This is a genomic window from Massilia niastensis DSM 21313 (genome assembly GCF_000382345.1).
Classification (GTDB): Bacteria; Pseudomonadota; Gammaproteobacteria; order Burkholderiales; family Burkholderiaceae_D; genus Telluria; species Telluria niastensis.
In genome coordinates this window covers 1-18,332 of sequence record NZ_KB908137.1, presented here as the reverse complement: position 1 = coordinate 18,332, position 18,332 = coordinate 1, and the positions used below count along the sequence as shown (strand labels likewise).

Sequence of the window (18,332 nt, the reverse complement as noted above, 5' to 3'; positions counted from 1 at the left end):
CGCACCCTTGCGGGCGGGCCGGCCGGGAAAGGGCGCGTCAGGCCGCGATGAATGCCTCGACGGCTTCGCGCATCAGGCGATCCGCTTCCGCGATCTGCTCGTCCGACACCACCAGGGCCGGCGCCAGCCGCACCACGTCGGGGCCGGCGATCAGCAGCATCAGGCCGAGGTTCTCGGCGATCTTGGTGTAGTCCTTCGAACGGCCCTGGTATTCCGCGGCCATCGGCAGGCCGATCAGGAGACCCATGCCGCGCGGCTTGCCGAACACCTGCGGATAGTCGCTGGAGAGCTTCTCGAGGTTGGCCATGATCTTGGCGCCGGCTTCCTTGACACGCTCCATGAAGCCCGGGCGGCTCATCATCTCGACGACCTTCAGGCCGACGGTCGAGGCCAGCGGGTTGCCGCCGTAGGTGGTGCCGTGGGTGCCGACGGCCAGGTACTTGGCGATCTCGCTGGTGGTCAGCATGGCGCCGATCGGGTAGCCGTTGCCGAGCGCCTTGGCGGAGGTCAGGATGTCCGGGGTCACGCCCATCTGGGTGTAGGCGAACAGCGAGCCGACGCGGCCCATGCCCGACTGGACTTCGTCGAACACCAGCAGCGCGCCGGTCTGGTCGCACAGGTCGCGCAGCGCCTGCAGGTAGTCCGGGTTGCCGGGGATGACGCCGCCCTCGCCCTGGATCGGCTCGACGATCACGGCGGCCACGTCATCGGTGATGGCGGCGCGCGCGGCCTCGATGTCGTTGTACGGGATGTGGTTCAGTTCCTGCGGCAGCGGCTCGAAGCCTTCGGTGTACTTCGGCTGGCCGCCGACCGAGACGGTGAACAGGGTGCGGCCGTGGAACGACGACAGGCAGGACACGATGCGCGACTTGTGCGGGCCGAACTTGGTGTGCGCATACTTGCGCGCCAGCTTGAGGGCGGCTTCGTTGGCTTCGGCGCCCGAGTTGCAGAAGAAGGCGCGCTCGGCGAAGGTGGCTTCGGTCAGGGCGCTGGCCAGGCGCAGCACCGGCTCGTTGGTGTAGCCGTTGCCGAGGTGCCAGAGGGTGTTCAGCTGCTTGGTCAGGGCATCGGCCAGTTCCGGGTTGGCGTGGCCCAGGCTGGTGACGGCGATGCCGGAGGTGAAGTCCAGATAGTGCTTGCCTTCCTGGTCCCACACATCCAGGCCCGAGGCGCGCACCGGCACCATGGCGGCCGGGGCGTAGGTAGGGACGAGGACTTCGTCGAAGGTCTGTCGAGTGACAGAGCGCGTGGTGACACCCGAATCAAGCTTTGCGTTCATGGCTTCTTCCTCATCGAATCAAGTAAGGGTTGTACGCGGGTAGAAGTCCGCGCAGGATCGAGCCATTATAGAAACGCAGCCTGACAAGTTCTTTTGAAAGTGCGACAGGCATTTTCATTTTTAGACGAGTGGAAACACTGTGTTGCAATGAAGAGCGCGAACGGACCGGCTTGTCACTGTGCCAACTTGCGCTGCCGCTCTTCCCGCGGCGTATTCCCGAACAAGGCCCCGAACGCCGTCGAAAAATGCGAGCCCGACGAAAACCCGCACATCAGCCCCACCTGCACGATCGAGTGATTGGTATCTAGCAACAGTTGCCTTGCCCGGCGCAGGCGCAGCTCCAGGTAGTAGCGCGACGGCAAGCTGCCCAGGTACTGCTTGAACAGCCGCTCCAGCTGGCGCCGCGAAATCCCGGAAAGCTGGGCGATCTCGTCGGTCGAGAGTGGTTCCTCGATGTTCGCTTCCATCAGCGCCACCGCCTCGGTCAGCTTGGGCTGCAGCGCCCCGAAGCGCGCCTGCAGCGCCACCCGCTGGCGTTCGTCCTGGCCGCGCACCCGGTCCACGCACAGGATTTCCTTGACCTCGGCCTGCACCGTGGCGCCGAACACCATGTCCACCAGGGTCAGGGCGAAATCGATGCTGGCCGCGCCGCCGCAGCAGGTCAGGCGGTTGGCGTCGAATTCGTACAGGTTGGGCGTGAACAGGGCCTGCTCGGCGAGGGCGTTCACGTCGGGATACAGGGCCCAGGGCAGCGCCGTGCGCACCCCTTGCAGGGCGCCGGCGTCGGCCAGCCACAGCACCCCGGCCCCGACCCCGCCCCAGAACGGCGCGGCGCGGCAGCGCTCGACCAGCGCGCGGCAGTTGGCGGGCTTGAGCGCGGCTTCGGATTCGTCCGCCACCACCAGCACCAGGTGCCAGTGGCGCTGGGCGTCGCCCACGAACTTGTCGGGACTGCGCACGTCCACGTGCAGGCGCTCCGGGCCGAGCAGCTTGGCGGCCAGGCGCAGCGGCTGGTACAGGCCGGACCAGGTCAGCGCATCCGGCTCGCCGGCGTTCACCAGGAGCACGCGCAGCGGACGCTCCTGCGCCAGGCGGGACAGGTCAGCGGGCTGCTGCATTGCGGCGGATCGGCGGTGTCATGACTTCAATCCGGGCCGGGTGCGGCCCGCGGTAACTGCGTAGTCGACTATCATACCGGAGAACAATAGAACCTATTCCAGTAGGCTCCAAGAGCGGTCCCGGGGCGTCCGGCAGCAAGACAATGGAAACATCAAAGCATGGTCGGGCAGCTATAATTCTCCCCCATGGGGGAACGATACTTAAAGAGCGTGCGGCTGCTCGCCGAATGCATGCAGGGTTTTGAACGCTGGTCCAGCGAATCGGTACGCAGGCACGGGCTGACGCACGCGCAGTTCGATATCATTGCCACACTGGGCAACACGAGCGGCATGAGCTACAAGGAGCTGGGCGAGCGCACCCTGATCACCAAGGGGACGCTGACCGGCGTCATCGAACGTCTGGAACAGAAAGGACTGGTCATGCGCGAGCGCAGCAGCGACGACAAGCGATCCTTCTTCGTCCGCCTCACGCCCACCGGCGACCAGCTCTTCTGCGACGTGTTCCCCAAGGTGATCGCACACGGAAAACAGTTGTTCGCTTCGTATAGCGAAGCCGAGTTCGACGCGCTGGACGCCGTGCTGTCCACGCTGCGCGAGCGCATCGCCGGCGCCGGCCATGCAGATGGCATTCCCCCCTTACCTCCATACCTAAAGGAATCGCCTTGAAAACCTCCCTGATCGAAGGCAAGAAGCCAGCCCATTTCGACAAGCACATCATCGGTAACCTGCTGCTCGACGTCGCCCCGCTCGACGAAGTCAAGCAGGAGAAAATGCAGATCGGCGTGCGCAATGAAGCCGGCGAAATCTATCGCCTCATCGGCGCCACCAAGCTGAACAGCTTCATGAACGCCGTCGAAGAATTGTTCGACCTCGGCCTGGTCGACGAACTCCAGGATACCGAGGAACCCAAGGACGGCTGCGACGCGATTTTCAGCGAGCCCTGAGCTTCACCCGGCGGCCATAAAATAATGCTGTAGGGAATTATTGCGGCGGCGCGCCTGCGTGTTGGAGGTATAATTTTTTGATGGACAGACTCTCCGCACTCAAAAGCATTGCCGCCGAGGCCGCCCGCGGCGAGCTCACCTTCCCGACCAGCGTCAACGCGACGCTCAAGCTGCAGCGCGCGCTGGGCGAACCCGACTGCCACATCGACGCGGCCGCCCGCCTGGTGCAGGCCGAGCCGCTGCTGGCGGCGCGCACCGTGGCGATCGCCAACTCGGTCGCCTACAACCGTTCCGGAAACGACGTCACCAACGTGCGCGCGGCCGTGCAGCGCGTGGGCTTCCGCACCCTGGGCGCGCTGGCCGCGTCCGTCATCGTGCGCCAGCTGGCCAGCGAGATCAGCGACCCCGCCCTGCGCGCCCGGGCCGACCAGTTGTGGGCGCACTCCGCCCACGTGGCGGCGCTGGCCCAGGTGATCGCGCGCCGCGTCTCCTTCGTCGATCCCGAAACCGCCATGTTCGCCGGCATCGTCCATGAAGTCGGCGGCTTCTACCTGCTGTCGCGGGCCGGCGAATTCCCGGGCCTGCTCGATGGCGGCGCCGAGGAGTGGATCGAGCATGGCGAGGTCGCGATCGGCCGCGGCGTGCTGCTCAAGCTCGGCGTGCCGGTGGCGGTGATGGGCGCCATCGAGGCGCTGTGGAACGGCCTGCGCGCCCTGCCCCCGGAAACCCTGGGCGACACGCTGCTGCTGGCGAACGACCTGGCTTCCGTTCCCTCGCCCCTGCACGAACGCCCGGGCGCCACCACGCGCGAGAGCGCGGCCACCATCGACTTCATCACCGGCGCCGGCACCCTGGCCCAGATCCTCGAGGAATCCGCGATGGAAGTGCACAGCCTCACTTCGGCCCTGTCGTAGGCTGCCGGTTCCCTGCGCAGGCGCCCGCAAAAAAAATGCCCGCTCGTGGGAGCGGGCAAAGTCCAAAACTAGGGATGTCCTGAAAGAGACAGTTCCACTATAAGCGACCGGCGTGGGACACTCCGTGCGCCAATTCACATTACCGAACATATTTGGACTTTTGGCAGAGCCCTGTGTGGCAGATTCGCAGGGCAAAAAAAAACCCGCTCCAAGGGGTGGAGCGGGTGAAGTCCAAAACTAGGGATGTCCTGAAAGAGACAGTTTCACTATAGGCGGCCTTCCGTCCGCATTCCGTGCGTTGTTTCACACTGCGGGACAGTTTTCTTGAGCCGGAAAAAAAAATGCCCGCTCGAGGAGCGGGCAAAATCCAAAACTAGGGATGTCCTGAAAGAGACGGTTCCACTATAGGACCTCGTCCGGTTGCCCTCTGTGCGATAACGCACGCTGATGAGCAGAATATCTTCGCGCCTTGATTTGGATAAGAAAAATGCCGCCGCGGCGGAACCGGGGCGGCATTTCATGATGGGAACGCGGATCAGACGACGGCGCCGTCGGTCTCGTCCTTTTCCTTGACCGGCTTGATCAGGTCTTCACGCTTGACGCCCAGCCACATCGCCACGGCCGCCGCCACGAACACCGACGAGTAGATGCCGAAGCAGATGCCGATGGTCAGCGCGATCGCGAAGTAATGCAGGGCATGGCCGCCGAAGAACAGCATCGACAGCACCATCATCTGGGTCGAACCGTGGGTGATGATGGTACGCGAGATGGTGCTGGTGATCGCGTTGTCGATGACTTCCGGCACCGTCATCTTGCGTTGCTTGCGGAACATCTCGCGGATACGGTCGAAGATCACGACCGATTCGTTGACCGAGTAGCCCAGCACCGCCAGGATCGCGGCCAGCACGGTCAGCGAGAATTCCCACTGGAAGAACGCGAAGAAGCCCAGGATGATGACCACGTCGTGCAGGTTGGCGATGATCGCCGACACGGCGAATTTCCACTCGAAGCGGATCGCCAGGTAGATGACCACGCCGATCACCACCATCAGCAGCGCGTGCAGGCCGCTTTCCGCCAGCTCGTCGCCGACCTGCGGGCCGACGAATTCCACGCGCTGCAGGCTGACCAGTTCCTTGCCGTCCGCCGCCACGCAGCTGGTGCGGTTGACCTGCTCGCCCTTGGCGGTGGTGACCTGGGTCTGCTTCGGCGTGCCCTGCTCGGACGTGCACACGGCATTGAACACGGTGACCGAGGTGCCGGCCGACGGTACGCCCTTGGTGATCGGCAGGCGCAGCAGGATGTCCTGCGCGGTGCCGAAGCTGGCCACTTCAGGCGCCTCGTAGCCGATGCTGCGCAGGGTGCCGCGGATCTTTTCCTGGTCCGCCGCCTGCGGATAGCGCAGCTCCATCACGGTGCCGCCGGTGAATTCCACCGAGAAGTGCAGCCCCTTGGTGACCAGGAAGAACACGGCCGCCACGAAGGTCAGCGCCGAGATCACGTTGAGGATCAAGGCGTGGCGCATGAACGGGATGTCCCGTTTGATCTTGAAAAATTCCATCTTAGTTCCGAGTGCTTGGTTCTTTGTTAGGCGAGAGGCCAGGCTGCCAGACCGTACCGATCGAGATCTTGGTCAGTTTCTTCTTGCGGCCATACCACAGGTTGGCCAGGCCACGGGCGACGAACACCGCCGAGAACATCGAGGTCATGATGCCCAGGCAGTGCACCACGGCGAAGCCGCGCACCGGGCCGGAACCGAAGATCAGCAGCGCCAGGCCGACGATCAGGGTGGTGACGTTCGAGTCCAGGATGGTGTCCCAGGCGTGCTTGAAGCCCGCCGAGATCGCCGCCTGCGGCGCCGCGCCGGCGCGCAACTCCTCCCGGATACGTTCGTTGATCAGCACGTTCGAGTCGATCGCAACGCCCAGTGCGAGCGCGATTGCCGCAATACCCGGCAGGGTCAGGGTCGCCTGCAGCATGGACAGCAAGGCCAGCAGGAACAGCACGTTGGCCGCCAGCGCCACTGCGCTGAAGAAACCAAACACGTGGTAATAGATGATCATGAAAACCGCGATCGCCGCAAAGCCCCAGATGGTGGAGTACAGGCCGCGGCTGATGTTCTCGGCGCCCAGCTGCGGGCCGATCACGCGCTCTTCCACGAACTCCATCGGCGCCGACAGCGCGCCCGAGCGCAGCAGCAGGGCCAGCTCGTTGGCGTCTTCCGAGGTGCCCATGTTGGTGATCTGGAAGGTCGAACCCAGTTCGCTCTGGATGGTCGGGGCCGACAGCACGTTGTACTTGCCCTTTTCCTTGAGCAGGATCGCCATGCGCTTGCCGATGTTGTCGCGGGTCGCCTGGCGCATGCGGCGGCCGCCGTCGCCGTTCAGGTCGAGCGACACGGCCGGCTGCTGGTTCTGGTCGAAGCTGGCGACGGCGCTCGAGATGTATTCGCCGGTCAGGATGATGTCCTTCGACAGCACGACCGGGGCGCCGCGGCCTTCGGTGAACAGTTCCGAGTTCAGCGGGATGGCGGCCGACAGTTCGGTGCCCGGGGTCACGGTGTTGTCGACCATGCGCAGTTCGAGGGTCGCGGTGCGGCCGATGATGTCCTTGGCGCGCGCCACGTCCTGCACGCCCGGCAGCTGGACCACGATGCGGTCCGCGCCCTGCTGCTGGATGATCGGCTCGGTGGTGCCCAGTTCGTTGATACGCTTGGACAGGGTGACGATGTTCTGCTTGACGCCGTCTTCCACGGTGCGCTTGAGCGCGTCCGGCTTCAGGTTGACCAGCAACTTCAGGTCGGCGCCGTCGGCGCCGTCGGCGAAGACCAGGTCGGTCTGGTTGGACAGGGCCTTGCGGGCCGCGTTGCGGGTCTCGGCGTCGCGGAAGCGCACTTCGACGGTGTTGCCCACGCGTTCGATGCCGGCGTGGCGCACGTTCTGGTCGCGCAGGGTGCTGCGTGCGCTGGCCTGGATGCCCTTGATCTTGTTTTCGAGCACGGCGCGGGTATCGACCTGCAGCAGGAAGTGCACGCCGCCGCGCAGGTCCAGGCCCAGGTTCATCGGCTTCGCGCCGATCTTTTCCATCCACGCCGGGGTATTCTTCACCAGGTTGACGGTGACGATGTAGTCGGGATTGGCCGGGTCGCGGTTCAGGTCGCGCTCGAGGGCGAGCTTGGCCTTGAACTGGGCGTCGGTGCTGGCGAAGCGGGCCCGCACCGAGGTGCTGTGGCCGGTGCCTTCCAGGCTGGTGGCGGTGGCGGGAATGCCGGCGCGCTTGAGCGCATCCTCGACCACGGTGGTGGTGGCGCTGGTGACGTTGATTGTCGACCGGCCCGACGTCACCTGTAACGCCGGCGATTGGCCGAAGTAGTTAGGCGCCGTATACAGCGCGCCGAACAGCAGCGCGATGGCGATCAGTAAATATTTCCAGACGGGATAGCGATTCATAGTGTTCCGGCATTCATGTTGAGCGCAGTGCGGCTTGTGGCCGCACGGCTGGCTTACAGGGCTTTCAGGGTGCCTTTCGGCAGCAGGGTCGTCACTGCGTTCTTCTGGACCAGGATTTCAGTACCGGCTGCCACTTCGATCGTCACGAAGGCGTCGGTGACCTTGCTGACGCGGCCCACGATACCGCCGGCGGTCACCACTTCGTCGCCCTTGGTCAATGCCTCCATCATCGCTTTCATCTCGCGCTGGCGCTTCTGTTGAGGACGGATCATGAGGAAGTACATGACCACGAACATCAGGATCAGCGGCAGGAAAGTCGTCAGGCTACCCATCAGGCCAGGGTCGGCTGCAGGGGCAGTTTGCGCGTACGCATTGGAAATGAACACAAGAACTCCGATTGTGAAGTTAAAAAAATAGGCGGTGTATTCTAGCACCCGTAGATCGGCGGGAGCCAATTCGGGGGTATGGTGGGCTTGCAATCTGGAATTGCAAGATGTTGGTGGAAAATTAATTGAGGTTGGCGTAAAGACACGCCGGGGGTGGACGCGGGCGCATGGCGCCGGACGGCTGTCAGGTCGGCCGCGCCTGCCAGCTCATTGCCGCCGGTGGCGGCAATGAGGTTTTACAGCCAGGTGATGCTGGTGGCGCCGCTTAGATGCCGCGGGCACGATCCGCATTGAACTGCACCCGGAATTCGTTGAAGCGATCCGCATCGATCGCATCGCGCATCTCCTGCATCAGCTTCAGGTAATAGTGCAGGTTATGGATCGTATTCAGCCTTGCGCCCAGGATCTCGTTCGAGCGGTGCAGGTGGTGCAGGTAGGCGCGCGAGAAGTTCTTGCAGCAGTAGCAATCGCAGCTCTCGTCCAGCGGCGCCTTGTCGTCCTTGTAACGCGCATTCTTGATCTTCACGTCGCCGAAGCGGGTGAACAGCCAGCCGTTGCGCGCGTTCCGGGTCGGCATCACGCAGTCGAACATGTCGACGCCGTTGGCCACGCCCTCCACCAGGTCTTCCGGCGTGCCCACGCCCATCAGGTAGTGCGGCTTGTTCTCGGGCAGGCGCGGGCCGACGTGGGCCAGGATGCGCTTCATGTCTTCCTTCGGCTCGCCCACCGACAGGCCGCCGATCGCCAGGCCCGGGAAGTCGATGTCTTCCAGCCCCGCCAGCGACTCGTCGCGCAGGTGCTCGTACATGCCGCCCTGGACGATGCCGAACAGCGCATTCGGGTTCTCGCCGCCCTTGAACTCGTTCATCGAACGCTGCGCCCAGCGCAGCGACATGCGCATCGACTTGGCCGCCTCCTCGGCGGTGGCCGGACGGCCGTCGATCTCGTACGGGGTGCACTCGTCGAACTGCATCACGATGTCCGAGTTCAGCGCGCGCTGGATCTGCATCGATATTTCGGGCGACAGGAACTGGCGCGAACCGTCGATCGGCGAGGCGAACTTGACGCCCTCTTCCGTGATCTTGCGCATCGCGCCCAGCGAAAACACCTGGAAGCCGCCCGAGTCGGTCAGGATCGGCTTGTCCCAGCCCATGAACTGGTGCAGGCCGCCGAACTTGTTCATCACGTCCACGCCCGGGCGCAGCCACAGGTGGAAGGTATTGCCGAGGATGATCTGGGAACCGACTTCCTTCAGTTCGACCGGCGACATCGCCTTGACCGAGCCATAGGTCCCGACCGGCATGAAGATCGGGGTTTCGATGGTACCGTGGTTGAGCTTGAGACGGCCGCGGCGCGCGTGCGACAGGCCGCTGGTGTCTTTCTTCAGTAGCGTAAATTCGAGCATGTGAATTCTTTAACGTGATTGGGTCGTCAGCAGCATGGCGTCGCCATAGCTGAAGAAGCGGTATTCGCTGGCGATCGCATGCGCGTAGGCCTTGCGGATCTCGTGGTAGCCGGCGAAGGCCGACACCAGCATCAGGAGGGTCGACTTCGGCAGGTGGAAGTTGGTGATCAGGCGTGTCACCGTCTTGAAGGTGTAGCCGGGCGTGATGAACAGCGAGGTGTCGCCGCTGCCGGCTTCGAGAAAGCCCGACTGCGAGGCCGATTCCAGCGCGCGCAGCGAGGTCGTGCCGACCGCCACCACGTCGCGTCCAGCCGCCCTGGCCGCGCGCACGGCGTCCACCGTCTCTTGCGGGATCGTGTACCACTCGGTGTGCATCTTGTGCTGGCCCAGGTCCTCGACCCGCACCGGCTGGAAGGTGCCGGCGCCCACGTGCAGGGTCACGTAGGCGGTGCGCACGCCCTTGGCCGCCAGGCGGTCCAGCAGCGGCTGGTCGAAGTGCAGCCCGGCGGTGGGCGCCGCCACCGCGCCCGGCTCTTTCGAGTACACGGTCTGGTAGCGCTGCTCGTCGAATTCATCGGCGCTGTGCTCGATGTAGGGCGGCAGCGGCAGGCGGCCGTGGGCCTCGATCAGCTCGAACACGTCGCCCTCGAAGTGCAGGGTGAAGAATTCGCCGGCGCGCTCGCCGGTGGTGACGTCGAAGGCGTCCGCCAGGCGGATGCGGTTGCCCGGCTTGGGCGACTTCGAGGCGCGCACCTGGGCCAGCACGGTGCGGCTGTCGAGCACGCGCTCGACCAGCACCTCCACCTGGCCGCCGGTCTCCTTGACGCCGAAGAAGCGCGCCTTGAGCACGCGCGTGTTGTTCATGACAAGCAGGTCGCCCGGCTGGAGCTGGTCGACGATGTCGGCGAAGCGGCGGTCGGTGATCTGGTCACCGTCGAGCTGCAGCAGGCGCGAGGCGCTGCGGTCCGGCAGCGGCAGCTGCGCGATCCGCTCGGGCGGCAGGTCGAAGTCGAAATCGGAAAGCGAGTACATTGTTCTCAATTCTGGGAAAATGGGCGCTGCCAGCCTTACAATATAGGCTCCAGCGCGTGCGGCGAACCTTCTATTTTACGCCAGCAAGCGCCAATTTGCCGCAATATGCCTGCTTCCAAAACCACATCCGCTCCCAAAACCCTCGATACCAAGCTCGCCAAGCTCGGCCTGCGCAGCGACATGGACCTGGTGCTGCACCTGCCGATGCGCTATGAGGACGAGACCCAGGTCGTCACCGTGCGCGAAGCCTGCATGCGCGGCGGCCAGACCTGGCAGGTGGAAGGCGTCGTGGTCAAGAATGAAATCAGCTTCAAGCCGCGCCGCCAGCTGCTGGTGACGATCGCCGACGAGTCGGGCGAGCTGCTGCTGCGTTTCATGAATTTCTACGGCAGCCAGGTCAAGCAGCTGTCCGAAGGCGTGCGGGTGCGTGCGCGCGGCGAACTCAAGCACGGATTCTTCGGCGCCGAGATGGTGCACCCGACTTACAAGGTCATCAACGAAGGCGCGCCCCTGCCCTCTTCCCTGACCCCGGTGTATCCGTCGGGCGAAGGCCTGTCCCAGACCATCCTGCGGCGCGCGATCGCCGACGCGATGCGGCGGATCGACTGGCACGACACCGTGCCCGAGGCGATCCGTGCGCGCATGCGCCTGATGGACTTCGCTCCCGCGGTGAAGCTGCTGCACTATCCGCCCAAGGAAGTCGACGAATACGCGCTGACCGACCGCTCACACCCGGCCTGGGAGCGCATGAAGTTCGACGAGCTGCTGGCCCAGCAGCTGTCGCTGAAGCGCGCGCAGCAGGCGCGCCGCGAAAAGGGCGCGCCGCACCTGCGCGCGGTCGGCGCGCTGTCCGAGGCTTTTCTCGCGGGACTGCCGTTCAAGCTGACCAATGCCCAGCAGCGCGTGGTGCGCGAGATCCGCGCCGACCTGCGCGAAGGCTATCCGATGCAGCGCCTGCTGCAGGGCGACGTCGGCAGCGGCAAGACCGTGGTGTCGGCGCTGGCGGCCGCGCAGGCGATCGACAGCGGCTACCAGGCGGCCCTGATGGCGCCGACCGAGATCCTGGCCGAGCAGCACTTCCGCAAGATCGCCGCCTGGATGGAGCCGCTCGGCGTCAGGGTGGCGTGGCTGACCGGCAGCCTGAAAAAGAAGGACAAGACCGCCGCCAACGAGCTGATCGAGTCGGGCGAGGCGCAGCTGGTGATCGGCACCCACGCCCTGATCCAGGACACGGTGCAGTTCGCGAAACTGGGCCTGGTGATCGTCGACGAACAGCACCGCTTCGGCGTCGGCCAGCGCCTCACCCTGCGCAACAAGGGCAGCGACGGCCTGGTGCCGCACCAGCTGATGATGTCGGCCACGCCGATCCCGCGCACCCTGGCGATGACCTACTACGCCGACCTCGAGGTGTCGGTGATCGACGAGCTGCCGCCCGGACGCAGCCCGATCGTCACGCGCGCCATCGACCAGAACCGGCGCGACGAGGTGATCGAGCGGGTGCATGCGGCGGCGCAGGAAGGGCGCCAGGTGTACTGGGTCTGCCCGCTGATCGAGGAATCCGAGGCGCTGCAGCTGCAGACCGCGACCGAGACCTATGAGACGCTGGCGGAAGCCTTGCCCGACCTGCAGGTCGGGCTGGTGCACGGCCGCATGAAGCCGGCCGAGAAGCAGGTGGTGATGGATGCGTTCACGGCGGGCGAGGTGCACGTGCTGGTGGCGACCACCGTGATCGAGGTCGGGGTGGACGTGCCGAACGCCTCCTTGATGGTGATCGAGCACGCCGAGCGCTTCGGCCTGTCGCAGCTGCACCAGCTGCGCGGCCGGGTCGGACGCGGTTCGGCGGCCAGCGTCTGCCTGCTGCTGTATCAGAGCCCGCTGGGCCAGGTGGCCAAGCAGCGCCTGATGACGATGCGCGAGACCACCGACGGCTTCGAGATCGCACGCCGAGATCTGGAGATCCGCGGCCCCGGCGAATTCCTGGGCGCGCGCCAGTCGGGCCAGGCGATGCTGCGCTTCGCCGACCTGGAAACCGACCAGTGGCTGGTGGAACGGGCGCGCGACGTGGCGCAGTACCTGCTGGACGGCGAGCTGCCGGAGAACATGGTCGTGGTCGATGCCCACCTGGCGCGCTGGCTGGGCGGGCGTGAGGAATTCCTCAAGGTCTAGAGCGCCGGGGCTAGGCAGCGCGGCGTATCGGGTCAGGTCCGGCCGCGTCGTCTCCTTGCGCGAGGCCGACGCTGTAATTGCCGCTGTCGTGCTGGTGCAGGCGCAACAGATCATACGACGCCACCATGACGCTCAGGCGCTGGTAGCCGCAGGCGGATGGCGAGAAGTCGGGATGCGTTTGCCGCAGACGGTTCCCCAGCTCGCTCAGCGTGACCATTCCACCCGGGATGTCTCCGATCAGAGCACGAACTGCCTCGACGACAAACTTCGGCCGTCGCCTGATTGGCCCCGGCACTGGCGCCAGCGGCGCGGCTTCCGGATCGCCCGGTCGCGCCGAGTCCGTGGCGAGGTCCGCATGCGGCCGTGCCGGGATGGCGGGACTGGCGGACCATTCGGAAAACACGTCGCATGCGCTGCGCAATGCCATCGGAGTCTTGGGCTCACCCACGACATGGACGAGCGCCCCGCGCTCCTGCAGCTTGCGGCACAGGTAGACGAAATCGGAATCGCTCGTGACGACGCAGAAGCAGTCGGCGCGCCGGTCGAGCAGCGCCTCGAGGGCATCGAGCGCCAGGGCCATGTCGGCGGTATTTTTCCCGGCAGCGTACTGGAATTGCGTACACGGCACAAAGGCTTGCTGAACAAGGGTTTCCTGCCACTTGCTGGCCAATGCCGCATGGTTGCCGTATCCGCGCTTGATGACCACCCGGCCAAGCTTGCGCGCCAGCCGCATCGCATGCACAAGGGCTGCAGGCTGAGCGTTGTCACAATCGACCAGAACAGCCACCCTCACTTCCTGACTCATACTTAATTCCCGCAGAGCAATATTGAACAACTCTAACAGGAATGCGCGGTCGAAAGTACGCGCTTAGTCACATGCTGGTTCACGCGGTCTCAGGGAGGCGTGCCACGGCAGTCAAGTGCACACTCCCTCCCTGTCAACCCGCCTGGTCGCCTTGTACGCCAGTCCGTTCAGGGTCAGGTCTGTCATTCGGACATGGGCGCACAACCCTTGCGAAATCTCAGAACGGCTTTGAATATACTGAGATTCTTTCCCGTTCCATGCCATCGCAATCGCAGGAAAAGAGCAATAAGCTCTTTTCATGAATGCAGGGGTTTCGGTGCAAACTGTGAGCTGAGCAAAAACGCTTTGGGGAAAATACAAACCAGCGTTGTGAGGCAGATCAAAGGTACTCGATCGGTGTCCGAATGACAGACCTGACCCTGAATGGAGCAGGCAGCGCCTGATGGCGAGGCGCGAGACCATCGACGGCTTCGAGATCGCACGCCGCGATCTGGGGATCCGCGTGCATCGGGAGGGCGCCGGGCGCCCGCGCAGGCGATCCGGTTGCGGGAATTACCTGCTCGCGACCGGCGTCGCGGCAGGGTTGGTCACTTCCCGGCCGTCCTTGGGATCCTTGCTGCCTTTGTCGTCCTTGGCATCCTTGCTGCGCTTGCCATCCTTCTTCGCGCCATGCTTGCCCTTGGGTTGCTTGGCTTCCTGCTTTTCGTGCTGGGCAGCGGCCTTGGCGACGGCGGGCGATGTGCTCGAATCCGGGGCGGTTGCCGGAACCGGCGCCGGAGTCGGCGTTTGTGCAAGGGCGGCGCTGGCGAACACGCCGGCGATCAGGGTGGCAATGGTGCGTTTCATGGCGAAGTCTCCTCGGCAGTCGGGTAATGGCGCACGCCGTTCGCATGTCGCCTGTTCCGATAACGAGTCGCCGCACCTGCCTGGTGACGCGACTTACAAACGCTTACATACGCGGCGCCTGCCGCAGGCGCTCAGGTACTAATTGCGCTGGTGAAAGTTAGCCGGTTCCCGAACGGATCGGTGATCGACATGTCGCGGGAACCCCAGGGTGTCTCATCGATATGCGGACGGGCGTAGCCGTACTGCTTCCCATTGAGTTCAGCATGGAAGGCGTCGATGTCGCCGGCCTCGATGCGCATCGCCGCGCCCGGGCAGCAGTCGCCATGGTGTTCGCTCAGGTGCAGCACGCAGCCGCCGCGCGAGACCTGCAGGTAGAGCGGCAGGTCGGGCGCGAAACGGTGCTCCCAGTCGACCGTAAAGCCAAGGAAGTCCACGTAGAATTCGCGCGCCTTGCGTTCATCAAAGATACGCAGGATGGGTGTCACGGCAGTAAAGTGCATGCGCCCTCCCCTGTCAGCGCGGCTGGTCGGCCTGGTATGCCAGCCCGATCTGGCGCCGGATCTCGTCCATGACGCCCATCAGCGCCAGCGTTTCCTCGAGCTTCATCGCCGGGCTCTCGGTCAGCCCTGCGCGCCAGCAGCGCTGGGCTTCGATCACTTCGTGCACGTAGCCGTTGCCGAGGTAAGGCGTATCGATGGTGCGCGAGCTGCCGTCGTCGAGCGCGACGGTGACCGAGCGGGCGCGGTGGAACATCGTGTTCATGCGCACGTGGCCGCGTTCGCCCGACACCGTCAGCTCGCAGGGCGTGCGCGCCAGGAAGGAGCAGCTGCACACCGACATGGCGCCGCCCGCATGCCTGAGCGTGAAGCCGGTCTGCACGTCGACGCCGGTCGGGCCCAGCGCGGCCTGCGCCTTGATCTCCTGCACGGGGCCGAGCAGCGCGGTCGCGATCGACAGCGGATAGATGCCGAGGTCGAGCAGCGCGCCGCCGCCCAGCTCCGGATTGAACACGCGGTGTTCGGGGCCGAAGCTGGCGGTGAAGCCGAAGTCGGCCACCACCTGGCTCACCTTGCCGATCTCGCCCGACTCGACGATGCGCTTCGTCTCCAGGAAGGCCGGCAGGTAGCGCGTCCACATCGCTTCCATCAGGAACAGGCGCCTGGAGCGCGCCAGGGTGACGACCTGCTCGGCTTCGCGCAGGTTCATCGTGAACGGCTTTTCGCACAGCACGCCCTTGCCGGCGCGCAGGGCCAGCAGCGCGTTCTCGGCGTGCTGCGGATGGGGCGTGCCCACGTAGACCAGGTCGATCCCGTCGGCCGCCGCCAGTTCCTCGTAGGAGCCATACGCGGCGCCGGCACCGAATTCCCCGGCGAAGGCCCGCGCCTTGTCGCTGCTGCGCGAGGCCACCGCGGCAAGCCGCGCATCCGGCACCTCCTTCAGTGCATTGGCAAAGGCGCGGGCGATCTTGCCCGTGCCGAGAATTCCCCAGCGTACTGCTTCAGCCATTCAAGCTTCCTCTCATGCCGTCCGCTTCGGACGAAATACGGTCGACTCCAGATAAAAATCGGCATCCTGCCCCGGCCACCAGCCCGGCACGCCGAGCACGGGCAGCGGCGTGAAACTGGAGGTGCTCAGCCCCTCAAGCTCGAGCGCCCCGGCCACGGCGGCATCCAGCCAGGCGCGCCTGGCCTCCCCGTCCAGCGAAAAATACTCGTCGCCGGCGAACGTCACCCGCGTATGCGCGGTGATGGCCTTGCGCGGCGCGACCAGCTTCTCCATCAGCGCATGCCCGAACAGGCAGAGTTGCGCATCCGGTCCGAACATGGCGCGCCTGTGGAACAGCGCCTCCAGCCAGCGGTGGCCGCGCAGCGCGTCCACCAGCGCGCGGCCGGCGTCATCGGCGCGCACGACCAGCAGGGCCGCGTTCTCGTCGAAGATGGTGGCGGCGTCGCGCGCGGGACCGCGCGACTTGCCGACGCCGGCCGCCGCGATCTGGGCCGCCTGCAGTGCGTTGAGCTGGCGCTTGATGAGCGGGAAGGTCTGCCATACCAGCCCGTTGAAGAAGTCATGCAGGTTGTCGCGCGTGGGCACCTGGCCGGTGGCGCCGATGAATTCCTCGTAGGCGGCGCCCTCGGGCAGCGCGGCCTGCGGCACGAAGCGCAGCGGCAGGCCGGCATGGTTGCGCAGGCCGAGCGCCTGCGCATTGCGGTTGAAGGCGTCGATGAAGCCCTCGCCCTGCAGCGCCAGCCGGTCGAAGGCCGGGCGCACCGAGTCGTACCACGGGCGCGCCCAGTCGATCTGCGGCAGCATGTAGCGCTTACACCATCTTCCAGTTGATGGTTTCGCCGGCGTTGAGCGGCACCAGCTGGTATTCGCCCATCGGCACCGACTCCGGCAGGGTCCAGGCTTCGCGCTTCAGGGTGATGGTTCCCTCGTTGCGCGGCAGGCCGTAGAAGGCCGGGCCGTTGAAGCTGGCGAAGGCTTCCAGCTTGTCGAGCGCGCCCGCCTGGGTGAAGGCTTCGGCGTACATCTCCATCGCGTGCAGCGCGGTGTAGCAGCCGGCGCAGCCGCAGGCCGCGTACTTGGTGTGCACGGCGTGCGGTGCCGAGTCGGTGCCGAGGAAGAAGCGCTCGTCGCCGCTGGTCGCCGCCGTCACCAGCGCCAGGCGGTGTTCCTCGCGCTTGAGCACCGGCAGGCAGTAGTAATGCGGGCGGATGCCGCCACGGAAGATCTCGTTGCGGTTGTACAGCAGGTGGTGGGCGGTGATGGTCGCCGCGATCGGGCCTTCGGCTTCGGCCACGTACTGGGCCGCGTCCTTGGTGGTGATGTGCTCGAACACGACGTTCAGCGCCGGCATGTCGCGGCGCAGCGGGCGCATCACGCGCTCGATGAACACGGCTTCGCGGTCGAACAGGTCGATGTCGTTGTCGGTGACTTCGCCGTGCACCAGCAGCGGCATGCCGACGTCCTGCATGACTTCCAGGACCTTGTAGCACTTCTTCAGGTCGGTCACGCCGGCATCCGAATTGGTGGTGGCGCCGGCCGGGTAGAGCTTGACCGCGTGGATGAAGCCGGTGTCCTGGGCGCGGCGGATCTCGTCCGGATCGGTGTTGTCGGTCAGGTACAGGGTCATCAGCGGCTCGAACTGGATGCCTTCCGGCAGCGCGGCCAGGATGCGCTCGCGGTAGGCCAGCGCGGCGGCGGCGGTGGTGACCGGCGGCTTCAGGTTCGGCATGACGATCGCACGGCCGAACTGGCGCGCGCTGTGCGGCAGCACGCTGGCCATGGCTGCGCCGTCGCGCAGGTGCAGGTGCCAGTCGTCAGGGCGGGTGATGGTGATGGATTGCGGAACTTCGATGGCGGAAATGGTAGACATGGCTGCTCTCGGATTGCGGACCCCGACATTTTACCTTCTGCGGACCATCGCGCTGCGCGCTTGCCATGGATCTTGCCTCCCCGACATGGCTGTTTCCCAACAAAAAGACAGCCACAGCATTTTTAATTCATATAGATGATGTGGTTGACACGTATGAATCGGTGGTTTAGCATGGATTCACGTTCCAACAACCTGGATGGACGAACAAGGAGACAGACATGATTCATTTTGTGGTGCACGAAGATGGCGACTCGGTCGGTACGGTCGTGGTCGAAGGAGTGAAATCCGGCGCAACGCTGAACGGCTGGGTCATGGAGCAGGACCGCGTGGTCGAGGTGCGCACCGTCAGCGACATCCCGATCGGTCACAAGATCGCGCTGAATGCGCTGCAGCCGGGCGACACGGTGATGAAGTACGGCGTCGACATCGGCAAGGTGGTGGCCCCGATCGCCGCCGGCGAACACCTGCATGTCCATAACGTCAAGACCAAGCGCTGGTAAGCCGCAGTCCACCCATCGAACCGAACGGAGACACCCCATGATCAATCAGGACACCACTTTCCTCGGCTACCGCCGCGAAAACGGCCGCGTCGGCGTGCGCAACCACGTCATCGTG

The 18,332-nt window shown here is 65.1% G+C and carries 19 protein-coding genes; 6 read left to right on the top strand and 13 right to left on the bottom strand.

Going from position 1 to position 18,332, the window contains the following annotated elements; all coding sequences use genetic code 11:
- Nucleotides 1-37 precede the first annotated feature (37 nt).
- Together H162_RS0125020 and H162_RS0125015 are read right to left on the bottom strand one after the other, a co-directional pair.
- Nucleotides 38-1,279, bottom strand: coding sequence for an acetylornithine/succinyldiaminopimelate transaminase (locus H162_RS0125020; protein ID WP_026355070.1), 1,242 nt, complete (start codon nt 1,277-1,279; stop codon nt 38-40).
- Between the two features lie 173 nt (nt 1,280-1,452).
- Nucleotides 1,453-2,397 (bottom strand): GlxA family transcriptional regulator, encoded by a 945-nt coding sequence (locus H162_RS0125015; RefSeq protein ID WP_020656230.1) that lies wholly within the window; start codon nt 2,395-2,397, stop codon nt 1,453-1,455.
- A gap of 186 nt (nt 2,398-2,583) precedes the next feature.
- On the opposite strand from H162_RS0125015, the gene H162_RS0125010 reads away from it, so the two are divergent.
- The 3 genes from H162_RS0125010 (at nt 2,584) to H162_RS0125000 (ending at nt 4,255) form a co-directional block, all read left to right on the top strand.
- On the top strand, nt 2,584-3,063 hold the full coding sequence (locus tag H162_RS0125010; RefSeq protein WP_026355068.1) for a MarR family winged helix-turn-helix transcriptional regulator: 480 nt from the start codon (nt 2,584-2,586) through the stop codon (nt 3,061-3,063).
- Complete coding sequence (locus tag H162_RS0125005) at nt 3,060-3,341, top strand: hypothetical protein (RefSeq protein ID WP_020656228.1); 282 nt, start codon at nt 3,060-3,062, stop codon at nt 3,339-3,341. The genes H162_RS0125010 and H162_RS0125005 overlap by 4 nt, the downstream gene beginning before the upstream one ends.
- 80 nt (nt 3,342-3,421) lie before the next feature.
- Complete coding sequence (locus H162_RS0125000; RefSeq protein ID WP_020656227.1) at nt 3,422-4,255, top strand: HDOD domain-containing protein; 834 nt, start codon at nt 3,422-3,424, stop codon at nt 4,253-4,255.
- A 535-nt stretch (nt 4,256-4,790) separates the two neighbouring features.
- Here H162_RS0125000 and secF read toward each other — a convergent pair.
- From secF to queA, 5 genes are all read right to left on the bottom strand, one after another.
- Nucleotides 4,791-5,813 carry a protein translocase subunit SecF gene (secF, locus tag H162_RS0124995; RefSeq protein ID WP_020656226.1) on the bottom strand — a complete coding sequence of 341 codons (1,023 nt, stop codon included), beginning with the start codon at nt 5,811-5,813 and terminating at the stop codon, nt 4,791-4,793.
- Nucleotide 5,814: 1 nt separating this feature from the next.
- A complete protein-coding gene (gene secD, locus H162_RS0124990; protein ID WP_020656225.1) occupies nt 5,815-7,701 on the bottom strand; it encodes a protein translocase subunit SecD in 1,887 nt (628 codons plus the stop codon).
- A gap of 53 nt (nt 7,702-7,754) precedes the next feature.
- The gene (gene yajC / locus H162_RS0124985; RefSeq protein WP_040788177.1) at nt 7,755-8,087 is read right to left on the bottom strand and encodes a preprotein translocase subunit YajC; all 333 of its coding nucleotides are present in this window, start codon (nt 8,085-8,087) and stop codon (nt 7,755-7,757) included.
- A gap of 265 nt (nt 8,088-8,352) precedes the next feature.
- A complete protein-coding gene (gene tgt, locus H162_RS0124980) occupies nt 8,353-9,492 on the bottom strand; it encodes a tRNA guanosine(34) transglycosylase Tgt (protein WP_020656223.1) in 1,140 nt (379 codons plus the stop codon).
- A 9-nt stretch (nt 9,493-9,501) separates the two neighbouring features.
- On the bottom strand, nt 9,502-10,524 hold the full coding sequence (queA, locus tag H162_RS0124975) for a tRNA preQ1(34) S-adenosylmethionine ribosyltransferase-isomerase QueA (protein ID WP_020656222.1): 1,023 nt from the start codon (nt 10,522-10,524) through the stop codon (nt 9,502-9,504).
- A gap of 105 nt (nt 10,525-10,629) precedes the next feature.
- On the opposite strand from queA, the gene recG reads away from it, so the two are divergent.
- Nucleotides 10,630-12,690, top strand: a complete 2,061-nt coding sequence (gene recG / locus H162_RS0124970; RefSeq protein ID WP_020656221.1) for an ATP-dependent DNA helicase RecG — start codon at nt 10,630-10,632, stop codon at nt 12,688-12,690.
- A 10-nt stretch (nt 12,691-12,700) separates the two neighbouring features.
- Here recG and H162_RS0124965 read toward each other — a convergent pair whose 3' ends face one another.
- From H162_RS0124965 to pyrC, 6 genes are all read right to left on the bottom strand, one after another.
- The gene (locus H162_RS0124965; protein WP_020656220.1) at nt 12,701-13,495 is read right to left on the bottom strand and encodes an NYN domain-containing protein; all 795 of its coding nucleotides are present in this window, start codon (nt 13,493-13,495) and stop codon (nt 12,701-12,703) included.
- A gap of 552 nt (nt 13,496-14,047) precedes the next feature.
- The gene (locus H162_RS31890; protein WP_020656219.1) at nt 14,048-14,341 is read right to left on the bottom strand and encodes a hypothetical protein; all 294 of its coding nucleotides are present in this window, start codon (nt 14,339-14,341) and stop codon (nt 14,048-14,050) included.
- 131 nt (nt 14,342-14,472) lie between these two features.
- On the bottom strand, nt 14,473-14,841 hold the full coding sequence (locus tag H162_RS0124955) for a glyoxalase superfamily protein (protein WP_020656218.1): 369 nt from the start codon (nt 14,839-14,841) through the stop codon (nt 14,473-14,475).
- Nucleotides 14,842-14,854: 13 nt separating this feature from the next.
- A complete protein-coding gene (locus H162_RS0124950) occupies nt 14,855-15,847 on the bottom strand; it encodes a Gfo/Idh/MocA family protein (RefSeq protein WP_020656217.1) in 993 nt (330 codons plus the stop codon).
- 12 nt (nt 15,848-15,859) lie between these two features.
- Nucleotides 15,860-16,651, bottom strand: a complete 792-nt coding sequence (locus H162_RS0124945) for a DUF3025 domain-containing protein (RefSeq protein ID WP_020656216.1) — start codon at nt 16,649-16,651, stop codon at nt 15,860-15,862.
- Nucleotides 16,652-16,658: 7 nt separating this feature from the next.
- Nucleotides 16,659-17,717: a dihydroorotase gene (gene pyrC / locus H162_RS0124940; protein ID WP_020656215.1), complete on the bottom strand. Its 1,059-nt coding sequence runs from the start codon at nt 17,715-17,717 to the stop codon at nt 16,659-16,661.
- A 218-nt stretch (nt 17,718-17,935) separates the two neighbouring features.
- Between pyrC and H162_RS0124935 the strand changes: the two genes are divergently transcribed.
- Nucleotides 17,936-18,217, top strand: a complete 282-nt coding sequence (locus H162_RS0124935) for a UxaA family hydrolase (protein ID WP_020653945.1) — start codon at nt 17,936-17,938, stop codon at nt 18,215-18,217.
- A 37-nt stretch (nt 18,218-18,254) separates the two neighbouring features.
- Nucleotides 18,255-18,332: UxaA family hydrolase (locus H162_RS35800; protein ID WP_156885595.1), on the top strand; the 78-nt coding region annotated here is incomplete at its 3' end.

Excerpts from the sequence above, each read along its gene's own strand:
- H162_RS0125020 (WP_026355070.1), bottom strand. The coding sequence starts at position 1,279 with ATGAACGCAAAGCTTGATTCGGGTGTCACCACGCGCTCTGTCACTCGA.
- H162_RS0125015 (WP_020656230.1), bottom strand. The coding sequence starts at position 2,397 with ATGCAGCAGCCCGCTGACCTGTCCCGCCTGGCGCAGGAGCGTCCGCTG.
- H162_RS0125010 (WP_026355068.1), top strand. The coding sequence starts at position 2,584 with ATGGGGGAACGATACTTAAAGAGCGTGCGGCTGCTCGCCGAATGCATG.
- H162_RS0125000 (WP_020656227.1), top strand. The coding sequence starts at position 3,422 with ATGGACAGACTCTCCGCACTCAAAAGCATTGCCGCCGAGGCCGCCCGC.
- secF (WP_020656226.1), bottom strand. The coding sequence starts at position 5,813 with ATGGAATTTTTCAAGATCAAACGGGACATCCCGTTCATGCGCCACGCC.
- secD (WP_020656225.1), bottom strand. The coding sequence starts at position 7,701 with ATGAATCGCTATCCCGTCTGGAAATATTTACTGATCGCCATCGCGCTG.
- tgt (WP_020656223.1), bottom strand. The coding sequence starts at position 9,492 with ATGCTCGAATTTACGCTACTGAAGAAAGACACCAGCGGCCTGTCGCAC.
- queA (WP_020656222.1), bottom strand. The coding sequence starts at position 10,524 with ATGTACTCGCTTTCCGATTTCGACTTCGACCTGCCGCCCGAGCGGATC.
- recG (WP_020656221.1), top strand. The coding sequence starts at position 10,630 with ATGCCTGCTTCCAAAACCACATCCGCTCCCAAAACCCTCGATACCAAG.
- H162_RS0124965 (WP_020656220.1), bottom strand. The coding sequence starts at position 13,495 with ATGAGTCAGGAAGTGAGGGTGGCTGTTCTGGTCGATTGTGACAACGCT.
- H162_RS31890 (WP_020656219.1), bottom strand. The coding sequence starts at position 14,341 with ATGAAACGCACCATTGCCACCCTGATCGCCGGCGTGTTCGCCAGCGCC.
- H162_RS0124955 (WP_020656218.1), bottom strand. The coding sequence starts at position 14,841 with ATGCACTTTACTGCCGTGACACCCATCCTGCGTATCTTTGATGAACGC.
- H162_RS0124950 (WP_020656217.1), bottom strand. The coding sequence starts at position 15,847 with ATGGCTGAAGCAGTACGCTGGGGAATTCTCGGCACGGGCAAGATCGCC.
- H162_RS0124945 (WP_020656216.1), bottom strand. The coding sequence starts at position 16,651 with ATGCTGCCGCAGATCGACTGGGCGCGCCCGTGGTACGACTCGGTGCGC.
- pyrC (WP_020656215.1), bottom strand. The coding sequence starts at position 17,717 with ATGTCTACCATTTCCGCCATCGAAGTTCCGCAATCCATCACCATCACC.
- H162_RS0124935 (WP_020653945.1), top strand. The coding sequence starts at position 17,936 with ATGATTCATTTTGTGGTGCACGAAGATGGCGACTCGGTCGGTACGGTC.